Annotated in this window: 10 protein-coding genes; 2 read left to right on the top strand and 8 right to left on the bottom strand. The window is 63.3% G+C overall.

Features of this window, described 5'->3' with window-relative positions:
* Positions 1 to 27: 27 nt before the first annotated feature.
* Genes B2828_RS14495 through B2828_RS14485 form a run of 3 tightly spaced genes read right to left on the bottom strand, consistent with a single transcriptional unit; the run spans position 28 to position 7,630 of the window.
* The gene (locus B2828_RS14495; RefSeq protein WP_479634483.1) at positions 28 to 3,150 is read right to left on the bottom strand and encodes a multidrug efflux RND transporter permease subunit; all 3,123 of its coding nucleotides are present in this window, start codon (positions 3,148 to 3,150) and stop codon (positions 28 to 30) included.
* A gap of 7 nt (positions 3,151 to 3,157) precedes the next feature.
* On the bottom strand, positions 3,158 to 6,262 hold the full coding sequence (locus B2828_RS14490) for a multidrug efflux RND transporter permease subunit (protein WP_479634482.1): 3,105 nt from the start codon (positions 6,260 to 6,262) through the stop codon (positions 3,158 to 3,160).
* 6 nt (positions 6,263 to 6,268) lie between these two features.
* The gene (locus tag B2828_RS14485; RefSeq protein WP_479634481.1) at positions 6,269 to 7,630 is read right to left on the bottom strand and encodes an efflux RND transporter periplasmic adaptor subunit; all 1,362 of its coding nucleotides are present in this window, start codon (positions 7,628 to 7,630) and stop codon (positions 6,269 to 6,271) included.
* A 96-nt stretch (positions 7,631 to 7,726) separates the two neighbouring features.
* Between B2828_RS14485 and B2828_RS14480 the strand changes: the two genes are divergently transcribed.
* Positions 7,727 to 8,326 carry a TetR/AcrR family transcriptional regulator gene (locus B2828_RS14480; protein WP_479634480.1) on the top strand — a complete coding sequence of 200 codons (600 nt, stop codon included), beginning with the start codon at positions 7,727 to 7,729 and terminating at the stop codon, positions 8,324 to 8,326.
* On the opposite strand, the gene B2828_RS14475 is transcribed toward B2828_RS14480, so the two are convergent.
* The 3 genes from B2828_RS14475 to B2828_RS14465 form a co-directional block, all read right to left on the bottom strand.
* A complete protein-coding gene (locus B2828_RS14475) occupies positions 8,323 to 9,180 on the bottom strand; it encodes a helix-turn-helix domain-containing protein (RefSeq protein ID WP_479634479.1) in 858 nt (285 codons plus the stop codon). The two genes, B2828_RS14480 and B2828_RS14475, sit on opposite strands and share 4 nt — an antisense overlap.
* A gap of 69 nt (positions 9,181 to 9,249) precedes the next feature.
* The gene (locus tag B2828_RS14470) at positions 9,250 to 9,741 is read right to left on the bottom strand and encodes a TPR end-of-group domain-containing protein (RefSeq protein ID WP_479634478.1); all 492 of its coding nucleotides are present in this window, start codon (positions 9,739 to 9,741) and stop codon (positions 9,250 to 9,252) included.
* Between the two features lie 50 nt (positions 9,742 to 9,791).
* Positions 9,792 to 10,538, bottom strand: coding sequence for a helix-turn-helix transcriptional regulator (locus B2828_RS14465; RefSeq protein ID WP_479634477.1), 747 nt, complete (start codon positions 10,536 to 10,538; stop codon positions 9,792 to 9,794).
* A 140-nt stretch (positions 10,539 to 10,678) separates the two neighbouring features.
* Between B2828_RS14465 and B2828_RS14460 the strand changes: the two genes are divergently transcribed.
* Positions 10,679 to 13,141 (top strand): beta-mannosidase, encoded by a 2,463-nt coding sequence (locus B2828_RS14460; RefSeq protein WP_479634476.1) that lies wholly within the window; start codon positions 10,679 to 10,681, stop codon positions 13,139 to 13,141.
* Here B2828_RS14460 and B2828_RS14455 read toward each other — a convergent pair.
* On the bottom strand, positions 13,135 to 14,283 hold the full coding sequence (locus tag B2828_RS14455) for a hybrid sensor histidine kinase/response regulator (RefSeq protein ID WP_479634475.1): 1,149 nt from the start codon (positions 14,281 to 14,283) through the stop codon (positions 13,135 to 13,137). The genes B2828_RS14460 and B2828_RS14455 overlap by 7 nt on opposite strands.
* A gap of 16 nt (positions 14,284 to 14,299) precedes the next feature.
* Complete coding sequence (locus B2828_RS14450; RefSeq protein WP_479634474.1) at positions 14,300 to 19,249, bottom strand: PAS domain S-box protein; 4,950 nt, start codon at positions 19,247 to 19,249, stop codon at positions 14,300 to 14,302.
* Positions 19,250 to 19,439: the final 190 nt, after the last annotated feature.

The raw sequence follows: 19,439 nt of genomic DNA, 5'->3' as shown, positions 1-19,439 counted from the left end.
GAACGAGGCCCTTTTGTAAAATTCGTTTTACAACCCCTCGGGAGCTGCGATCCGGGCCGCGCGAGGGCGGGCGGCGAGCCGTGCCTTTACGCGAACGAACGCGCGGTGGAGGCGTTCGAAGAAGAGGTAGACCACGGGCGTCGTGTAGAGCGTTAGCGCCTGCGAAAAGAGCAGCCCGCCCACGACCGCGATGCCCAGCGGGCGGCGCAGTTCGGAGCCGATGCCGTAGCCGACCGCCAGCGGCACCGAGCCCAGCAGCGCCGCCATGGTGGTCATCATGATCGGGCGAAACCGGATGATGCAGGCCTGGTAGACGGCTTCCTCGGGCGAGAGCCCCTGGTTGCGTTCGGCGTCGAGGGCGAAGTCGACCATCATGATTGCGTTCTTTTTCACGATGCCCATCAGGAGAATAATCCCGATGAACGAGACCAGCGAGAGATCGTAGCCGCAGTAGATGAGCGCCAGCAGCGCCCCCACGCCCGCAGAGGGGAGCGTTGAGAGGATGGTGATCGGGTGGATCAGGCTCTCGTAGAGCATCCCGAGCACGATGTAGACGGTGACGAGCGAGGCGAAAAAGAGCAGCGGCATATTGGCCATGGAAGCCTTGAAAACTTGCGCCGTGCCCTGGAAGCTCCCCTGCACGCGCGAGGGCATGCGCAGTTCCTCCTTGGCCTTTTGCACGAGCTCCGTTGCCTCGCCGAGCGATACGCCGGGGGCGAGGTTGAAGGAAAGCGTGACGGAGGGGAACTGCCCCTGGTGGTTGACGGAAAGGTAGGCGTTGCCAAAGCTGAACTTGGCCACGGCGGAAAGTGGGACCTGCTTGCCCGCGCCGGATTTGACGTAAATGCGGTTCAACATCGCCGGGTCCATCTGCTCCTTGGGCGAGGCTTCCATGACGACGTGGTACTGGTTATAGCGCCCGTAGAGGGTGGCCACCTGGCGCTGGCCAAAGGCGTCGTACAGAGTATTATCGATGTCCTCCGGAGAGACGCCCAGGCGCGAGGCGGCGTCGCGGTCGATTTCCACATTAGCCTGGAGGCCGCCGGTGAGCTGGTCGCTGGTGACGCCGGTGAGCTGCGGGAGGCTTTTGAGCTTTTGTAGGAGCAGGTCGGACCAATGGTTGAGGTCGCCCAGGTCAGCGCATTGCAGTGAGTACTGGAACTGTGTCTTGGAGCTGCGGCCGCCGACACGAACGTCCTGGGCGGGCATCATGAAGAGGGTGATCCCCTCCACGTGGGCGAGCTTGGGCCGCAGGCGGTTGATGACTTCTTCGGCGGTCGCTTTGCGTTCTTTCAGCGGCTTGAGCGAGATGAACATGCGGCCGTTGTTGACGACGTTGTTGCCGCCGGTGAACGAGCCGAGATTGGCCACTGCCGGGTCCTCCATCACGATACGGGCCACGCGCCGTTGCAGCCGGGCCATGGTGGCGAAGGAGACGTCCTGAGCCGCCTCGGTGGTGCCCATGATGAGCCCGGTATCCTGCTGCGGGAAGAACCCCGTTGGGACGACCCGGTAGAGCGCGACGGTCGCTACCATCGTGGCGACGGCTACCCCGAGCATCAAGGTTTGGTGACGCAGCACCCACTGGAGACCCCGCTCGTAACCGGCCAGCAGGCGGTCGAACCCGGCTTCGAGTGCGCGGGCGAACGGCCCCGGGGGCGGGTAATCGGCGTCCTTTTTCAAGAACCGGGAGCAGAGCATCGGCGTCAAGGTCAGCGAGACGACTCCCGAGACCAGGATGGCCAGGCTGAGGGTTACGGCGAACTCGTGGAAGAGCCGCCCGATGAGCCCGCCCATGAAGAGCAGCGGAATGAAAACGGCCACGAGCGAAGTGCTCATGGAGATGACCGTGAAGCCGATCTGCCGCGCCCCCTTGAGCGCCGCCTGCATCACGGAATCGCCCGCCTCGACGTGGCGGAAAACGTTTTCGATGACCACGATGGCGTCGTCCACGACGAACCCGACGGAGACCGTGATCGCCATGAGCGAAAGGTTGTCGATGCTGTAATGGAGCAGGTACATCCCGCCGAAGGTCCCGGCGAGCGAAAGGGGCACGGTGATGCTGGCGATGAACGTCGGCCAGAAGCGCCGCAGGAAGAGGAAAATGACCATGACCACCAGCGCGATGCTCAAGACGAGCGAAAGCTCCACGTCGTCCACGGAGCCGCGGATGGTCTGCGTGCGGTCCATGATGACGTTGGTTTCGATCGCCGGGGAGATCCATTTTTGAAGCTGCGGCAGCGCGGCTTTGATCCGGTCCACGGTTTCGATCACGTTCGCGCCGGGCTGCTTGAAGATGATCATCAGGACGGCGGGCTGGTTGCCAGCCCACGCGGCGAGGCGCTGGTTCTCGACGCCGTTGACCACTTTGCCGAGTGCGTTGAGGGTGATCGGCGTGCCGTTGGGCTGCGTGACGACCAGGTTGCGGTAGAGGTCGGCGTCGAAAAGCTGGCCGTTGTTTTGCAGGGTCAGCGCCTGGCGGTCGCTCTCCAGCGAGCCGAGCGGGGAGTTGACATTCACGCTCCCCAGGAAGGTGCGCAGGTCTTCCAGGGAGAGGCTTGTCGCGGCGAGCGCGGCGGTCTGGATCTGGACGCGAACGGCTGATTTCTCCGCGCCGTTGATGTTGACCTGGCTGACCCCTTCGACCTGGCAGAGCTTCTGGCCGATGACCTGGTCGGCGGCTTCGTAGAGTTTGCTCGGCGCGAGGGTTGCGGACTGGAGCGCTAGGATCAGGATCGGCGCGTCGGCCGGGTTGATTTTGCGGTAGGTGGGGCGGCTGGGAAGGGTGGTGGGGAGGTCGTTGGCGGCGGCGTTGATGGCGGCCTGGACGTCGCGCGCGGCGCTGTTGATGTTCCGCGAAAGGTCGAACTGGATCGAGATGGAGGAGCTGCCTAGGTTGCTGACTGAGGTGAGCTCCGTGATGCCGGAGATCTGGCTAAGGCGGCGCTCCAGCGGCGCGGCCACGGCGGAGGCCATGGTGGCGGGGTCCCCGCCCGGCAGGGAGGAGGAGACGTTGATGACCGGGAAATCGACGCGCGGCAGCGAGGCCACGGGTAGAAAGTGGTAGGCCGTGGCCCCCAGCAGCGCGAGGCCGATGGCCAGGAGGGAGGTCCCGACGGGCCGTTTGATGAATGGCTCCGAAAGGTTCATTCCGGGGTTATTCCGCGTGGGCGGGTTGGGGCGTCGGGTGATGCGCGGGCCGCAGCCACCGGGCCAGGCGGTCCATGTAGAGGTAGATGACCGGCGTGGTGTAGAGGGTGATGAACTGCGAGAGGAGCAGCCCGCCCAGGATCGAGATGCCCATCGGGCGGCGCAGCTCGGAGCCGGTGCCCGTTTCCAGCGCCAGCGGCAGCGCGCCCAGCAGCGCGGCGAAGGTCGTCATCATGATGGGCCGGAAGCGCAGCAGGCACGCCTGGTAGATCGACTCCTCCGGCTTGAGGCCCTGCTCGCGCTCGGCCTCAAGGGCGAAGTCGATCATCATGATGGCGTTCTTTTTCACGATGCCGATTAAGAGGATGATGCCGATTAACGCGATGAGCGAAAGCTCCGTGCGGCAGAGCATCATGGCCAGCAGCGCGCCGACGCCCGCCGAGGGGAGGCTGGAGAGAATGGTGATCGGGTGAATGTAGCTTTCGTAGAGGACGCCCAGGACGATGTAGATGACCACGATGGCCGCGAGGATCAAGAGCGGTTCGCTGGCTAGCGAGGACTGGAACTCCGCCGCGCTGCCGGAGAACGTGGTGACGATGGTTTCCGGCAGGCCGATCTCTTTTTGCGCTTTCTGGATCGCCTCGACCGCCGCGCCGAGCGAGCTGCCGGGGCGGATATTGAAGGAGAGTGTGACGGCGGGGAACTGCGCTTGGTGAATGATGGTCAAGGGGGCGCTAACGGTTTTTAGCGTGGCAAAGGCGTTGAGCGGCACCATCTGGCCGCGGCTCGATTTCACGTAGACATGCGCGAGCGCGTCCTGCGTGAGCTGGAAGCCGGGTTGCAGCTCCAGGATGACTCGGTATTGGTTGAGCTGTGTGAAGATGACGGAGACCTGCCGCTGACCGAAGGCGTCGTAGAGCGTCTGGTCGATGGCATCGGGCAGGATGTTGAGCCGTGCGGCCTTGTTGCGGTCCACGTTGATGGCCACTTGCAGGCCGCCGGATTGCTGGTCACTGGCGACGTCGGAAAGCTCCGGCAGCGTCTTCATTTTCGCCAGGAGCGCCGGGGCCCAGTCGGCGAGCTCGGCTTCGTCGGCGTCCTGAAGCGTGTACTGGTACTGCGTGCGGCTCACGCGGCTGTCGATCTGCACGTCCTGCACCGCCTGCATGGAAAGCGTGATGCCGGGGACGTTCCTGGTGGCTTCGCGCAGTCGGGCGATGATCTCGTCGGCTCCTTCCTTGCGCCGGTCGCGCGGCTTGAGGGCGATGTAGAGCTTGCCGGTGTTGACGGTGGCGTTGACGGTGCCCGCGCCGACGAACGAGGCGACGTTGACGACGTCCGGGTCGCGCTGGACGATCTCCGCGATGGCCTTCTGCCGCGAGGCCATGCCGGTGAACGAGATGGACTGCTCGGCATCGGTCACGCCGATGATGAGGCCGGTATCCTGCTGCGGGAGCAGGCCCTTGGGGATGATCAGGTACATCCAGACGGTGAGAACCAGTGTGGCGATGGCGACGAACAGCGTGAAGCGCTGATGGGCCAGCACCCACTTGAGCCCCGTGTCATACGCGCGCAGGAGCCGCTCGAAAAGGCCCTCGGTGATCTGGAAAAACCGCCCGTGCTTCTCCTCGGCCTCGGCCTTGAGCAGGCGCGAGCACATCATGGGCGTCAAGGTCAGCGAGACGACCGCCGAGACGGCCACGGCGATGGAAAGCGTAATGGCGAACTCGCGGAAAAGCCGCCCCACCACGCCCGTCATGAAGAGCAGCGGGATGAAAACGGCGATCAGCGAGACGCTCAGCGAAATGACCGTGAAGCCGATCTGCTTGGCTCCCTTGAGCGCGGCCTCCATCGGCGTGTCGCCCGCCTCGATGTACCGGACGATGTTCTCGATCATCACGATGGCGTCATCCACCACAAACCCGGTGGAGATGGTCAGCGCCATGAGCGAGAGGTTATCCAGGCTGAAGCCGATCAACTGCATGACGCCGAAGGTGCCGATGACCGCCAGCGGCAGCGCCACACTCGGGATGACCGTGGCCCAAAATTTCCGCAGGAAAATGAAGATCGTCATGACGACCAGCACGACGGTGAGAACCAGCGTGAACTGGACGTCGGAGACGGAGGCGCGGATCGTCTCGGTGCGGTCGATGAGCGTGTGGATCTGGACGGAGGGGGGGATGGAGGCGCGCAGGCGAGGGAGGAGCTGTTTGACGCGGTCGGCGGTCTCGATGATGTTCGCGCCCGGTTGGCGCTGGATGTCGAGGATGACGGCCGGTTTGCTGCCGACCCAGCCTGCCATGCGAACGTTCTCCACGTTGTCGACGACTTCGCCGATGTCCTGGAGCCGGATGGGCGAGCCGTTGCGGTAGGCGACGATGATCGGCTTGTACTCGGCGGCGGAAAAGACCTGGTCGTTGACGCCGATGGAGTAGGCCTGGCGGGTGCCGTCGAAGCTCCCCTTGGGGTTGTTGACGTTGTTTTGCGTCAGTGCGGTGCGGATTTCCTCCAGGCTGATGCCGTAGTTGGCGATGGCCCCGGGGTTGATGCGCACGCGCACGGCGGGCTTCTGGTTGCCCTCGATGGTGACGAGGCCGACGCCGGTGACTTCGCTCAGCTTCTGCGCCAGGACGGTGTCGGCGATGTCGTTGACTTTCTCCAGCGGCAGGATGTCCGAGGTGATGGCCAGCGTCAGGATGGGGGTATCCGCTGGGTTGACCTTGTTGTAGGTCGGCGGGTTGGGCATCGACTTCGGCAGCACGCCGTTGGCAGCGTTGATGGCGGCCTGGACGTCCTGCGCGGCGGAGTCGATGTCGCGGTCGAGGTTGAACTGGAGGGTGATGGTCGAGTTCCCAAACGAGCTCGATGAATTCATCATGGCCAGGCCGCTGATCTGGCCGAACTGGCGCTCCAGCGGGGTTGTGACCGAGGAGGCCATCACCTCGGGGCTCGCGCCGGGGTACTGGGTGGTGACCTGGATGGTGGGAAAATCGACGGCGGGCAGCGCCGAGATCGGCAGCAGGGAGTAGCCCAGCAGCCCCATGATGATGACCCCCACCATCAGGAGCGACGTGGCAATCGGACGTCGGATGAACGGCTCGGAGATGTTCACGGGAAATTATTGTTCCGCTTCTGCGTCGGCGGCCCGGGCCGATTTCTCAAGCCGCACGCGGGAGTTGGCCTGCAAACGGTACTGGCCTTCGAGGACGACCTGTTCGCCGGGCGCAAGACCGGAGTCGATGAGCGCCTGGCCGTCCTGGATGAGCGCTACTTTGACGGGGCGCACTTCGACGCTCAGCTCGGGGCCGCCCGCGCCGGGGGCCGCGCCGCCGGAAGAGGCCGCTGATGGGCTCGGGGCGGCGGCGGGCTTGTCGCCATGGCCGCCGTGCCCGTGGCCGTTTGCGCCGCTGCCTTTGGTGATGACGAAGGCGAATTCGCCATTCGGCCCGCGCTGGATGACGGCGGCTGGGACGACCACGGCGTTTTTCCGCGTGGAGAGGAGCAGCCGGGCGTTGACGAACTGGCCGGGCCAGAGCTTCAGGTCGTCGTTGGGGAAGACGGCTTTCAGCTTGATGGTGCCGGTAGTGGAGTCGATGGCGTTGTCGAAAACCGAGAGCGTTCCGTTGCCGAGCGCCGGGCCGTCGTTGCGATCGACGGCGACGACAGGGAGGGGCGCTTTAGCCATTTCCTCGCGCACGGCGGGCAGGTTCTGCTGCGGTAGGGTGAAGATGACGGTGATCGGGTGGAGCTGCGTGACTTCGACGAGGCCCGTTGTGCCGGAGGAGTAAATGATGTTGCCCTGGTCGATCTGACGCAGGCCGACGCGCCCCTCGATGGGCGAGGTGAGCGTGGTGTAGGCGAGCTGGACGCGGGCGCTCTGCACGGAGGCTTCATCCGCGCTGACGGCCGCCTCGTCTTGGGCTACGAGGGCCTTCTGGGTGTCGTAGGCCTGCTGCGAGGTGGCCTTGCGGGGGAGCATCTCGGCGTAGCGGGCGAGGTCGAGCCGGGCATTGGCTAGCGTGGCTTCGTCCTGGCGCTTCTTGGCTTCCGCCTGGGCGAGGGTGGCCAGGAAGGGCGCGGGATCGATCTTGGCAAGGACGTCGCCCGCCTTGACGAGCTGCCCTTCGGTAAAGGCGACCTGCACGAGCTGGCCGTCCACGCGCGGGCGGATGGTCACGGTGTTGAGTGCCTGGACCGTGCCCAGGCCTTCTAGATAAATGGGGAGGTCTTTTTGCACGACGGGCGTGGCCACGACGGGCACCACTCCCGCTCCGGGCCGGAATGCGCCCCTGCCGTTGCCTGGAGCGCCCCCCGAGGGAGCGCTATGGCCGGGGCCTCGGAAATGCCAGTAGCCCAGGGCCGCGATGGCCAAGACGATGAAGCTCCAGCGAACGAGGTGGCGTTTCCACGCTGGCTTTGGTGTCTCCGGTACCGAGCCGGGGAGATTCGAGGGCTTCTCGGAAATAGGATGTTGAAGCATGTGAGATCTCGGGTGGTGTCGAGCGGAAGTTTAGGACGAATTCGGGTGGTTACAAGTTGCATTTTTTGTCAGTTGTCATAAAAATCAAAGCAACGCATGCCACCTGAATCTGCCAAAGAATCCCCAACGCGCCATCTGATTGTTCAGGCGACGCGTTCGCTTGTGAGCCAGTACGGAGAGGAGAAGGTGACGGTGGTGGATGTGGCGCGCTCGCTCGGGATGTCGCACGCCAATGTGTACCGGTTTTTCCGCTCAAAGGCCGAGATTCTCGACGCGGTGATGGACGAATGGCTTGCCGATGTGGAGGGGTTCATCAAGAGCGTGGCCGCGCGGCCTGGCACGGTGCCGGAGCGGCTGGAGGCGGTGACGCTGGCGATCTACCGGCGCAGGCGCTCCAAGTACGAGAAGGACCCGAAGATGTTTCTTGCGTTCCGGAAGGTGATCGAGGCCCGCCCCGACGCCATCGCCAAACGCAAGAAGGCGCTCTTCGATGTTTTCCGCGAGATTTTCGAGCAGGGGATCGAGTCCGGGGTGTTCGCGCCCATCGACGCGGTGGATGCCGCGATGCTTTTTGAGGACGCCACGGCAAGTTTCGTGCATCCGCTTTCGATCCCCAGGCACCCGTCCGCCCCCAGGGAGGAGCGGCTCAAACGGGTGATTCACGTCCTCATCGCGGGGCTCTCGGCGCGGGTTTAAGCCGGGTTGAACCGTTCGCGGAACTGCGCGGTTGTGTAGCCGGTTTTTTTCCGGAATTGGCGGTAGAAAAAATAGGGGGATGTGTAGCCGAGCTGCTGTGCGATCTCGGTGGCGGGCTTGGCCGTTTCCAGCAAGAGGACCTTGGCCTGTTCGATCCGTTCGTGGATCTGGTAGCGGCGGGGGCTTTCGCCGACGCAGGCCTTGAAGCTGTGGGCGAAGTGGGAGGTGCTCATGAAGGTTCGCCGGGCCAGCTTTTCGAGCGCCATGCCCGCCGAGACGTTTTCCTGGAGGAGCGAGGCCGCAAGGCGGATCTGGTCGCGCATGTTGCTCTCAGGTTTCTTCGTGGCACTGCCTTGGACGGCCCGGCGCAGTTTCACGATGAACTCCACGAGGTAAGCGCCGAGCATCATTTGCGAATCGGGCTCCTGCTGGCTGAACTCGGTGCAGATCCGGTTAAAGAGGGCCACGAACTCCGCTTTCTGCGGCAGGTTCAGCACGGGGCAGCGGTTACGGGTGCTCGGGAATTCCAGGTGGGAATTGGACAGGTCCTCCGGCCGGAAGCGGTAGACGAAGAATGAGATGGTGCGGGTCCCGGCGTATTCGCCATGGGCCTCGCCGGGCCTGAAGACGATGAGGTCGCCCGCTTCGGCGCGGTATTCGCGGCCCTCGACCCACAATTCCCGCACGCCTTTGGTGATGTAGAGCAGTTCGTAATGCCGATGGTAGTGGAGGTAGCGCTCCGGATGCGCGGGGCGCGGCGGCTGCGGGCTGGCGGTCATCGCGACGATGGGCTCGGCGCTGTAATCCTCCAACGTCGGGGGCGGAGTGGGGTCAGCCGAGGTTTTGGGATTCACTTTTCGCATCGGAATCGAAAAATAGTGCATTCCCTCGGCCGGGGCGAGCGCTTTTAGAAAAGCGGGCTTTTAGCATGCCGTCTCGGGGCTGTCCCAGAGGGGCTTGAGGTCTTCGTCCTCGCGGGCCATCGGCTTCATTTCCGGAGCGAGGCGCAGGGAGATGTCCAGGAATTGCCGGGCCGCGCCGAGGTCGCCCAATTGGCAGTCGTAGCAGGCAAGGTTATAGGGGATGATTGCTTCGGTGGGGAAGCGGTCGAGGGCGTCCATCAGAATGGCCCGGGCTGCTTCGATCGACTCGGCGCGGCGCGTGGCGTAGGCCAGCGAGACGGCCCACTGGGAGTTTCCCGGGTCGAGCGTCGCGAGCTTCTGTGCCGCCGCTTGCATGGCCGCCCAGCGCCGTTCTTCCTGGTAGACGGCCAGGCGCACCACGAGGACCTCCGGCGCGGCAACCGTCGAGGGGCTCATTTTCGCAAGCTCCGCTTCGGCTTCCCTAGACATCCCGAGGCCCAGGAACCCTTCGGCCCGGGTGAGGTAAGGCTGATCGTCGGCGGCAATGGACATGGCTGGGAGAATCCCCTATTCGCGCCCCGTTTTCAAGCGGCATACCTGCTTCATTGGCGCTGGTTGAGTTTGCGGTATTCGAGCGGCGTTAATCCCAGGCGGTGTTTGAAGGCATGGCAGAAGGCGCTTGCGCTGGAAAAGCCGCACTCGGTGGCGATCTGCTTGAGCGGGCGGTCGCTCCCGGCCAGGCGCTCGCGGGCGATCTTCATATAGTGGCGCAGCGCGAGTTCGTGCGGCGTGGCCTGGAGGACTTCTCGGCAGACTTCGTGCAAATGCGCCACGGACCAGCCGACCTCCCGGGCAATGTCGCGTAGCGAGGCCGGGCGCTGTTCGATCATTTCGAGCGCCTGGCGCAGTTTCTCCGGCAGCTGGGAGCGCCCGCTGGTCTGCTCCCAGAGGCGCGCCTGGAACAGCAGCCGCCCGTAGGTGTAGGCGAGCAGCGCGTGGCGCTCGAAGCGGTCGTCCACATACGCTCGCACCGTTTCCGTGATGAAGGACTCGATCGCCTCGACGTCCCGCCACCAGGTGAGCCGGGGAACGCGTCGGCGGCCCCGGTTGCGTGGTGCTTGAAACATGGCGTTGAGGCAGCGGTAGGGGGCCTCGGGATCGCTGCGCGAAATCGTCTGGTCCCCCTCGTGATGCCAGAGGATGGCTCCGGCGCTGACCTCGGTCTCCCGGCCCTCGATGACCACCCAGCAGCGCCCGCCCGTGACCACCTCCACCCGTTCCATCCGGGGCGGGATCCGCTCGAAGGCGGGGACCTCCATCGCCGGGTGGTGGTAATATCCAATACTCATAATTTGGCTTGGGGGAGCCAGAGGCGACGTCTGATCAACTAATCCGATGTTTTCGACATGGTTTTGTTTTGAAACGCGCATTTAGGAGGAGGATAAGTGGATTCATCGTAGTTTTAAACAATTTACTTTCAAACCACCCGATGCATCTCTCCCTTCCCCTCAACACTCAATGGCAGTTCCAGGCTCCCGGTTCCGCCCGCTGGCTGGCGGCCACGGTCCCTGGCTGTATTCACACCGATCTGCGGCGACACGAGCTGATCCCCGACCCGTTCTGGGGGAGCAATGAAGCGGAGCTCCAGTGGATCGAGGAGCGGGACTGGCGCTACCGGTGCGACTTTGAAGCGACGCCAGAATGGCTGGAGCACGAGCACCTGGAGCTCGTCGCCGAAGGGCTCGATACCGTGGCGACGGTGTGGCTCAACGGCCGGGTCATCCTGGAGACGGAGAACATGTTCATCGGCTACCGCGCGGAAATTTCCGGCCTGCTGCGGCGCGGAAAGAACCGGCTCGAAATCCTCTTCGGCAGCCCGATGAAAACGATCCGCTCCCGTCAGGCCCCGGGGGATCTGCGCGAATGGAACGACCCGGTGGGCGGGTGCTCCCATCTTCGCAAAGGAGGCTACGCCTTTGGCTGGGACTGGGGCCCGCGCTTTGTCGCCTCGGGCATTTACAAGCCGATGCGCCTGGAAGCGTGGAGCGGCAACCGTTTCGAAAATGTGCGGCTGCGCCAAAAGCACGGGGCCAAAACGGTCGAGATCAGCGTGGCGGCGGCGACGGCGAAAAAGGGCGTGGGGAAGCTTCGCGGCACGCTTTCGCTGCGCGGCGCGGTGGTGGCGGAGCTGAGCGGAGGGAAGTTCGTGGTGAGCGCGTCGGAGCTTTGGTGGCCCAACGGGTACGGGGAGCAGCCGCTCTACACGGTGGAGCTGGAGCTGGTCGAAAAAGGCGAGGTGCTCGACACGTGGTCGGGCCGCGTGGGGCTGCGCACGATCGAGCTTGATCGGCATGCCGACGAGTTCGGGGAAAGCTTTCAGTTTGTCGTCAACGGCCTGCCGATTTTCGCAAAGGGGGCGAGCTGGATTCCCGCCAACAGCTTTGTCTCGGCCGTGGACCGCGCCACCTACGACAACCTGCTCTCCAGCGCGGTGGCGGCGCACATGAATATGATTCGCGTCTGGGGCGGGGGGATCTACGAAATGGATGATTTCTACGACCTGTGCGACGAAAAGGGCCTGCTCATCTGGCAGGATTTCATGTTCGCCTGCGCGCTCTACCCGGGCGGAAAGAGCTTCCTGGCTTCCATCGGCGAGGAGGCGGCCTTCCAGGTAAAGCGCCTCGGTGGCCACGCGTGCATGGCTCTGTGGTGCGGCAATAATGAAATCGAGCAGATGCCGCAGGAGATCCTCAAAAACCGCGGGCGCAAGAAAGCCTACGAAGATGTATTTTACAAAGTATTACCCGATGCCGTTCGCCGTTGGGACGGCGTGACGCCCTACTGGCCCTCCTCGCCCCACAACCCGGAGGGCTACCGCCACGGGAGCGTCAACGAGGCGGCTGGAGACGCACATTTCTGGGACGTCTGGCACCAGCGTAAGCCGGTCAAGCGGTATGAGGAGGTGAGCTTCCGGTTTTACTCCGAGTTCGGTATGCAGTCGTACAGTTCGCCGGAAGTCGCGGCCACCTTCTGCCCGCCGGAGGAGCTCAATGTCTTTGCTCCTGCGATGGAGAACCATCAGAAAAACGGTGCGGGCAACGCGATCATCCTCGACTATGTGGCGCGCCGCTACCGGATGCCCGCGAGCTATGATGCGCTGGCCTATTTGTCGCAGCTCAACCAGGCCTACTGCATGAAAGTGGCCGTGGAGCATTTCCGCCGGTCGATGCCCCGCACGATGGGGGCGCTCTACTGGCAGCTCAACGATTGCTGGCCGGTCTTTTCGTGGAGCAGCCTGGAATTCGGCGGAAAGTGGAAGGCGCTCCATTGGGCGGCCAAGCGTTTTTTCGCGCCGGTGCTGGTATCGGCCCGGGTCCCGGGTGATGAATCGGTCGGCACGGGCAATTCGCTCATCAGCACGATTCACGACGTGCAGCTCTACACCGTGTACGACGGCGTTCGCCCCACTACGGGTAAGCTGGAGTGGAAGCTCTACCACATCGACGGCAGGGTGCTGGAGGAAGGCCAAAAGAAAGTCGCGCTACGGTACGGAAAATCGCAACTGGCCAGGAAGCTGGACTACGCGGAGGCCCTCAAGCGCTACGGAGCCGGGAGCCTCTATTTGCGGGTTCGGCTCGAATCGGCTGAAGGAGCCGTTTCCGAGGATACCGTGTTCCTGACCGCGCCGCGCCGCGTTCATTTACCGCGCGGCCCGATCTCGATTGGCCTGGCGCCGGGGGCCGAGGGGGCGTGGGAGCTGACTCTGGTTTCGGATGTGCTGCAATACCAGTGCGAGATCATCCTGCCCGGCGTGCAGCCCGACGATAATTTCTTTGACCTCTACCCTGGCGAACCCCGGCGCATCCAGCTGCGGGGTGCCGGTGGCGTTGGCCAGCGGCAGATCGAAAAGGCGCTGCGCGTCCGTTCGCTGGTAGATACTTACGCTTACTGAGTAACCGGATCCCTGGGCAGGGTGAACCAGAACGTGCTTCCCTTGCCCAGCTCGCTATCGACGCCGATCCGGCCGCCGTGGGCTTCGATGGCGAGGCGGCAGAAGGTCAGCCCCATCCCGGAGGAGTTCTTCGTATGCGGGCCGACCTGGCCGAACTTTTCGAAAATGATCCCGTGATGGGCCGGGGCGATGCCCACGCCGTCGTCAATGACCTTGATGAGGAATTCGTTCGCTTCGCCCACCGAGACGGCCACGCGAATGACGCCGTCCGGGTTGGTGAACCGGAGGGCGTTGCCGATCAGGTTCTCCATTACGCGCCGGATAAGGTAGGCGTCGCAATGGACGGGCTCCAGTGTTTCAGGCAGTTCCAAGACGAGCTGCCGTTGCTCCAGGATGGGGCGGTAGAGCGCCATGGCTTCGGCGAGGATGGCTTTGAGCGGGTTCGGGGTGAGGCAGACGGGGAGGTTCCCGGACTCCAGGCGGTTGACGTCCAGCATGGAGTTGACCATGTTGACCAGGCGCACGGAGGATTGCCTGGCGGCGGCGAGACAGCTTCTTCCGGTGTCGTCCAGCGACGCGGAGACGGTTTCCATCAGGACGTCGAGGAAGCCCATCTGCACCGTCAGCGGGGAGCGCATATCGTGGACGATCATCTGTACGAGGTTGTCGCGCATCAGGCTGGCTTCGTTGAGTTGCCGGTTGACGTCGGCCAGTTCGCGGTTCCGTTTCTCCAGGCTCAGCTGCAACCCCCGGAGCTTTAGCTGGCACTCGACGCGCGCCAACACTTCCTCGGCTTGAAAGGGCTTGGTGATGTAGTCCACGCCTCCGCTTTGGAAGGCCCTGACTTTGGCTTCGGGGTCGCTGAGGGCGCTTAGGAAGATGACGGGAACCGTTGCCAGCTTGGCATCTGATTTAAGCCGTGCGCACACGGCGTACCCGTCCATGTCGGGCATGGTGATATCCAGTAAGATCAAGTCCGGCGGTGCGATCTCGATGGCCCGCAGCGCGTGCGCCCCGCTCGATACGGGCCTGACCTTGTAGCCTTCGCGGCTGAGGATCCTGGCCAGGAGTTTGAGGTTTTCCGGCACATCGTCGACCATCAGGATGGTGGGCGTGGCCCCCTCGGGTGGGATGAGGTTCATGGTGGTTTGGTTGTTTTTAGGTGGTTTGCCGGGCGGCGGAGTCCAGGAAGCCCAGCAGGCGGTCGGCATCGAACCGGTCGGCGAGGGCTAGCAGTTGTTGCGCGCGCAGGGGATTGGTGGCGGCGATGCTCTCGATGAGGTTTTCCACTTGCTGGTAATCCGCCGCTTCGACGGCCTCGCGCATGGCCGCGATCCAGTCGGCGCTCAGCCCGGCCTCGGAGATGGGGCCAGATGTGACGGTACGCGGGGCCTCGGGGCACTCGATGATGAAATCGGCCTTTAGAAGGGTGTGGATGGCCCGGAGGAGCTCCTCGTGGTTGATCGGCTTGGCGAGGAAGGCATCGGCTCCGGCGGCCAGGGCCTCGCGCTGGTGATCCTCAAGGACGCTGGCGGAGTTCACGATGATCTTTACCTCCGCGCCTCGGGGGCCGCTGGCGCGGATGCGTTTAACGGCCTCGGCGCCGTCGAGCAGCGGCATCCGGGCATCCATCAGGATCAGGTGCGGCGCCCAGGTGTCGAAGAGGGCCACGGCTTCTGATCCGTTGACGGCTTCCTTGAGTTCGAACCCGACGGGGGCGAGCAGTTGCCGCAGGAGGCAGCGGTTTTCCTCCAGGTTGTCGGCTAGCAGGACCCGGACTGGGGGCTGGCCGGGGCGCAGGCGGAGCGCCTTGGCGGGGTGGGGGGCGGGCTCGTCGGTGGCCTCGGCTTTCTCCAGATGAACGTGGAAGCGGAAGGTGCTCCCTTTGCGCACTTCGCTGGAGACGGAGATTTTGCCTCCCATGATCTCGACGAACGCGCGTGTGATGGCCAGGCCGAGGCCGGTGCCGCCGCCCACCTGGCGGCCGCTCTCGGTTTGGATGAAGCGCTGGAAGAGCTGGCTCTGGTCGCTCTGGGAGATGCCGATGCCGGTATCTTCCACCTCGATGTCGAGCCGCAGCGCGTGGTTGCCGGTTTCCACGGCGTGCGCCCGCAGGGCGATCCATCCGGTGAAGGTGAACTTTACGGCGTTGCCCAGCAGGTTGAAGAGGATCTGGCGCAGCTTGCGCTCGTCGCCGATGACGTGGCGGGGAATCTCTGCCAGATCCGGCGGGATCAGGCGCAGGTGCCGGGCCTCGATCTGGGGCAGGAAGATGCGCTCTAGGTCGGTGAGCAGGGCGTGGAGGTCGAAGGGAACGGGGACGAGGGTCGTCCGGCCGGCTTCGATTTTCGACATTTCCAGGATGTCGTTGATGAGGGAGAGCAGGAAATTACCGCTGCGGGTGATGATTTGGAGGTGTTGTTTTTGATGCTCTGGAACGGCGTTGTCTTCCTGCATCAAATGGGCAAAGCCGAGGATGGCGTTCATCGGCGTGCGGATTTCGTGAGACATGTTGGCCAGGAAGTCGCTCTTGGCGCGGTTGGCGGCTTCGGCGGCGTCCTTGGCCTCGCGGAGGGCGTCTTCCGCGCGGCGGCGTTCGGTGATGGTATGGCTGGTGCCGACGATGCCGAGGATTTCCCCGGCGGGTTCCCTGAGGGGCGTCTTGATGGTCTCGACCAGTTCCCAGGTGCCGTCGGGGTAGGGGACCCATTCCTCGATGTGGATCGGCTGGCTCGATGCCATCGCCTGGGCGTCGTGTTTGCGGAAATGATCGGCCAGATCCCGCTCGAAAAGTTCGTAATCCGTTCGGCCGATGACTTCGTCGCGTGTCTTGCCGACAAATTCCAGAAACGGCGAGTTGCAGCTTAGATACGCGCCGTTGATGTCTTTGGAAAAGATGATTTCGGGGATGGCGTTGAATAGGGAATTGATCAGGTTGGCCTGGCGCTTGAGTTCTTCCTCGATTTGCTTGCGCTTGGTGATGTCGAAGAGCAGCCACATGCGCCCGTGGGATTGGCCTTCGATGGTCAGGGGGATGAAATCCCACTGCAAGGTCCTGCCGTTGGCGATGGCGAGCTCTTCTCCCTTGATCGGCTGGTTCTCCTGAATGATCTCGCGGGTTCGCGCAAGGGACTGTTCCGGGTCGATGTAGGCATCGCGGAGGGCGGCGAGCATCTGCTGGGTGGAGAGGCCGATCAACTGCGCGGGTTTTTGGGTGATATTCAGGTTGGCGCAGAAGGCCTCGTTGACGAACTCGACGATGCCCTCGCGGGTCTCCAGGCAGACGCCGGAGTACATTCCCGAGAGAATGGTGAAGAAGCGTTGCAGCATGGTCTGGCGCTCCTGTTCGGCCTGTTTGCGTTCGGTGATATCGACGCCGACTCCCAGGATATAATGCTGGCCTTGGCTGACGAATGTCTCGCCGGAATAAAGCACATCGACGACGGTGCCGTCCTTGCGGCGGGTTTGTATTTCGACGTCGATGACGTGCCCTTTTGCATGAATTTCGGTGTCGATTTTGTTTCCGCTGGAGGGGTCGAGGTAGAGCTTGAGTTCCTCGGGGGTTTTGCCAATGACCTCGTCTCTGGAATAGCCCAGCGCTTCGGTGAAGGCGCGGTTGACGTCCACGAATTTTCGGTCGGGCAATGAGAGCAGGCCCAAGAGGGAGGGGTTGTTTTGGAAAAGGCGCTCGAAGCGTTGCCGGGCCGCCTGTTCGGCGCTGATGTCTTTGCTCAGGCTGATGAGTGCGGGGGCTCCGTTCCAGTGCCCCTGGCAGATCCGGGTCTCAACGGGTACGAGATCGCCGCCCTTGGTTTTCATCGGCAGCGGGCAGGTGGTTTGCTCGTTGCGCAGGATGGCGGCGAGGAGGGCGTCGGCGTCGGACTGGGGAGCGCGGGCATGTAAGTCCCGGTAGTGCATCCGGGTGAGCTCGTTGCCGCTGTAGCCCAGCGCGGTCTCCAGGGAGGGGTTGGCGCAGAGAATCCGCCCCTCCGGGGAGATGACGGCGACTAGGTCGGTGATGCTTTCAAAGAAGATCCGGAAGTTGGTTTCGCTCTCCAGCAGGGCGCGTTCGGCCTCCATCCGCTGGGTAATATCGTGGATGATGCTGTAGAGCAGCTCGCGGTTGTCCACGAGGATCGGGCTGGAATGCACTTCGACGTCTCGGATCTCGCCGTTTGCCAGGACGTGCCGGAAGTGAAATCCGGCGTAAAGCCCGGAACGGGCCTGCTCCATTTCATCCAATATCCGGCCGGGCGGGAGGATGTTGATTTGGGCGATATTCATCTTCCGCATCGCTTCGCGCAGGTAGCCGTAGAATTCGCAGGCCGCCGGGTTGGCGTCGACGATCTGGCCGTCTTTGGGGTTGATGAGCAGTTCGATGGAGCGGTTTTTTTCGAACATCGCCCGGTGGCGCGCTTCGCTGGCGGCCAGCGCGGCGGTCCGTTGTACGACCAGCTGTTCCAGTTCCTCCCGTTTCCGGACGATGGTGTAGGCCCGGATGGCCAGCAAGAAGGTGAACAAGAGGCCCACCCCGAGGGTCAGCCAGCCCGCTCGCCGGGGGTGGTTGGCGTCGAATTCCGGCCCGGGATGTGCGGTGAGCTGCATGACCTTTCCGAAGGCCATGATGGGGACGGTGTAGGAATATTCGCGGGAGGAGGCGGGCTGGGTGTGCGGCAAATTCGCGGCGACCGGTTTGGCTGTTCCGTCTTTTTGGAGGAAGGCCCATTCGATGGAAACCGTCGGATCGGGATGGGTGTTTTCCAGCGCGGTTTCGATTTTCAGCACCGCCATGGCGAACCCGCGGAGACGGTTGGGTTCGTTGTTGGCAAATACGGGTTGCAGGACGATGAGGCCCCGTTGGGGTTTGTTGTCGATGACCAGGTCGAGGGGTTCGCTGGCGGTCGCGAAGCGGAAGCGGACGGCTTCCTCCAATGTGGCGCGCCGCAACGGCTCCGAGCCGAGATCGAAGCCCACGGCGCGTTCATTTCCCTCCTTGGGCGCCGGGTGTAGGACGGGGTAATAGGTGTCGCGGCCGGAGGCGGGTTCGCGGATTTTCCGGGCGTCGTTCTGCCAGATCTGAAACTCGGGGTCATCCTGTTCCCGGATTTGTTGCTCGAACTTTTCCTTTTCCTCGGCGGCGATGGCCGGGACCCAGTCCCAAGCCTGAAAACGCCGGGCGTCTGTCAAGTAGCTGGCGTACGCCTGGAAGCCATCCCGGGTGACGACGGCGCAGCTCCGGAAGTAGCTGGCCAGGCCCTGCAGGCCGCTGTCGCGCAGGTACTGCAAGCTTTCGGAAAAGGTGGCGGTTTTGCTTTCCGCGAGGTTTTCGAAGGCGCGGTTCCGGTTCCGGTTTTCTGTTTCATGCGCCATCCAGGCCCAAAAGAGCGTGATCTGGATTCCGATAATGATCACCGCCACCGGCTCCAGGAACCAGAGCCAGCGGGGGGCATTCGCCTGCCTGGAGCGGCGGCGGATCAGGTGGGTGGCGGCCCCCAGGACGGCCACGACTGATAGGGTCACCAAAAGCGGCGGAAGGGCGGCCTTGATGATCTTTGCGTGGACCGATTGCGCATCGACGGTGAACTCCAGTAGCGCAATCGGCTTGGTCGTTACCGGATCGTTAACCGGGACGACGGCGGAGAGCCACCTTTTCCCGCCGCTCGGGACCGGTTTGGCGATGACCGGGACATTGGACCGGTAGGCGTGAAAATAGCTCTTGGGGGCCTTCTCAAGAGGGCTGCCGGGCTGGATCCCCTCCGGGGAATCCTTCGATTCGCTGTTCAAATAGTAGAAAAAGGGGCTGGAAGCATGCCGCCCGATGAGGGCGATGGAATGGCAGTCGGGGTGGCTTTTTTTGAGGAGCTCGTAGTAGCCTTTCAGCCGCAGGTAAGCTGGTTCCGTCAGATCGGAGGGGGCGGCGGTGAGCTTTTTGATGCGCTCGGGATTGGTTGCCAGGGCGATGGCGCGGGCTTGGTGAAGTAGAATCTCCTCCTGTTCGCGGTTGGTCTGCTGGGCGAAGAACCAGGCCCCAAGGATGCCCGCGATGGCCACGGCTGCTAGCGTGATGGCCAGCCAGATGGTTTTGCGGCGATCGTCTGGTTCTTTCATGAAAAATGCGCCCCGCCTCCACAGGGTTTTGTATCATGCGACCGGGTAGACATAAGCATTCATGAGCTGGAGGTGATGTTTTTTCTTAGATGATAGGTAGGAAACCGCCAGTCCGTTGATTACGGAGTTTTACTTATAGCAATAGCTTTGCCGTTTCGCCAGAAAGATTAGCAGGTCAGAGGGGGGACCC

It is taken from the genome of Spartobacteria bacterium UBA695, assembly GCA_002298145.1.
GTDB lineage: Bacteria > Verrucomicrobiota > Verrucomicrobiia > Chthoniobacterales > Chthoniobacteraceae > UBA695.
This window is presented reverse-complemented; position numbering and strand designations above follow the sequence as displayed.

Coding starts and splice junctions, on each gene's coding strand:
- B2828_RS14480 (WP_479634480.1), top strand. CDS start 7,727: ATGCCACCTGAATCTGCCAAAGAATCCCCAACGCGCCATCTGATTGTT.
- B2828_RS14455 (WP_479634475.1), bottom strand. CDS start 14,283: ATGAACCTCATCCCACCCGAGGGGGCCACGCCCACCATCCTGATGGTC.
- B2828_RS14485 (WP_479634481.1), bottom strand. CDS start 7,630: ATGCTTCAACATCCTATTTCCGAGAAGCCCTCGAATCTCCCCGGCTCG.
- B2828_RS14450 (WP_479634474.1), bottom strand. CDS start 19,249: ATGAAAGAACCAGACGATCGCCGCAAAACCATCTGGCTGGCCATCACG.
- B2828_RS14465 (WP_479634477.1), bottom strand. CDS start 10,538: ATGAGTATTGGATATTACCACCACCCGGCGATGGAGGTCCCCGCCTTC.
- B2828_RS14470 (WP_479634478.1), bottom strand. CDS start 9,741: ATGTCCATTGCCGCCGACGATCAGCCTTACCTCACCCGGGCCGAAGGG.
- B2828_RS14495 (WP_479634483.1), bottom strand. CDS start 3,150: ATGAACCTTTCGGAGCCATTCATCAAACGGCCCGTCGGGACCTCCCTC.
- B2828_RS14460 (WP_479634476.1), top strand. CDS start 10,679: ATGCATCTCTCCCTTCCCCTCAACACTCAATGGCAGTTCCAGGCTCCC.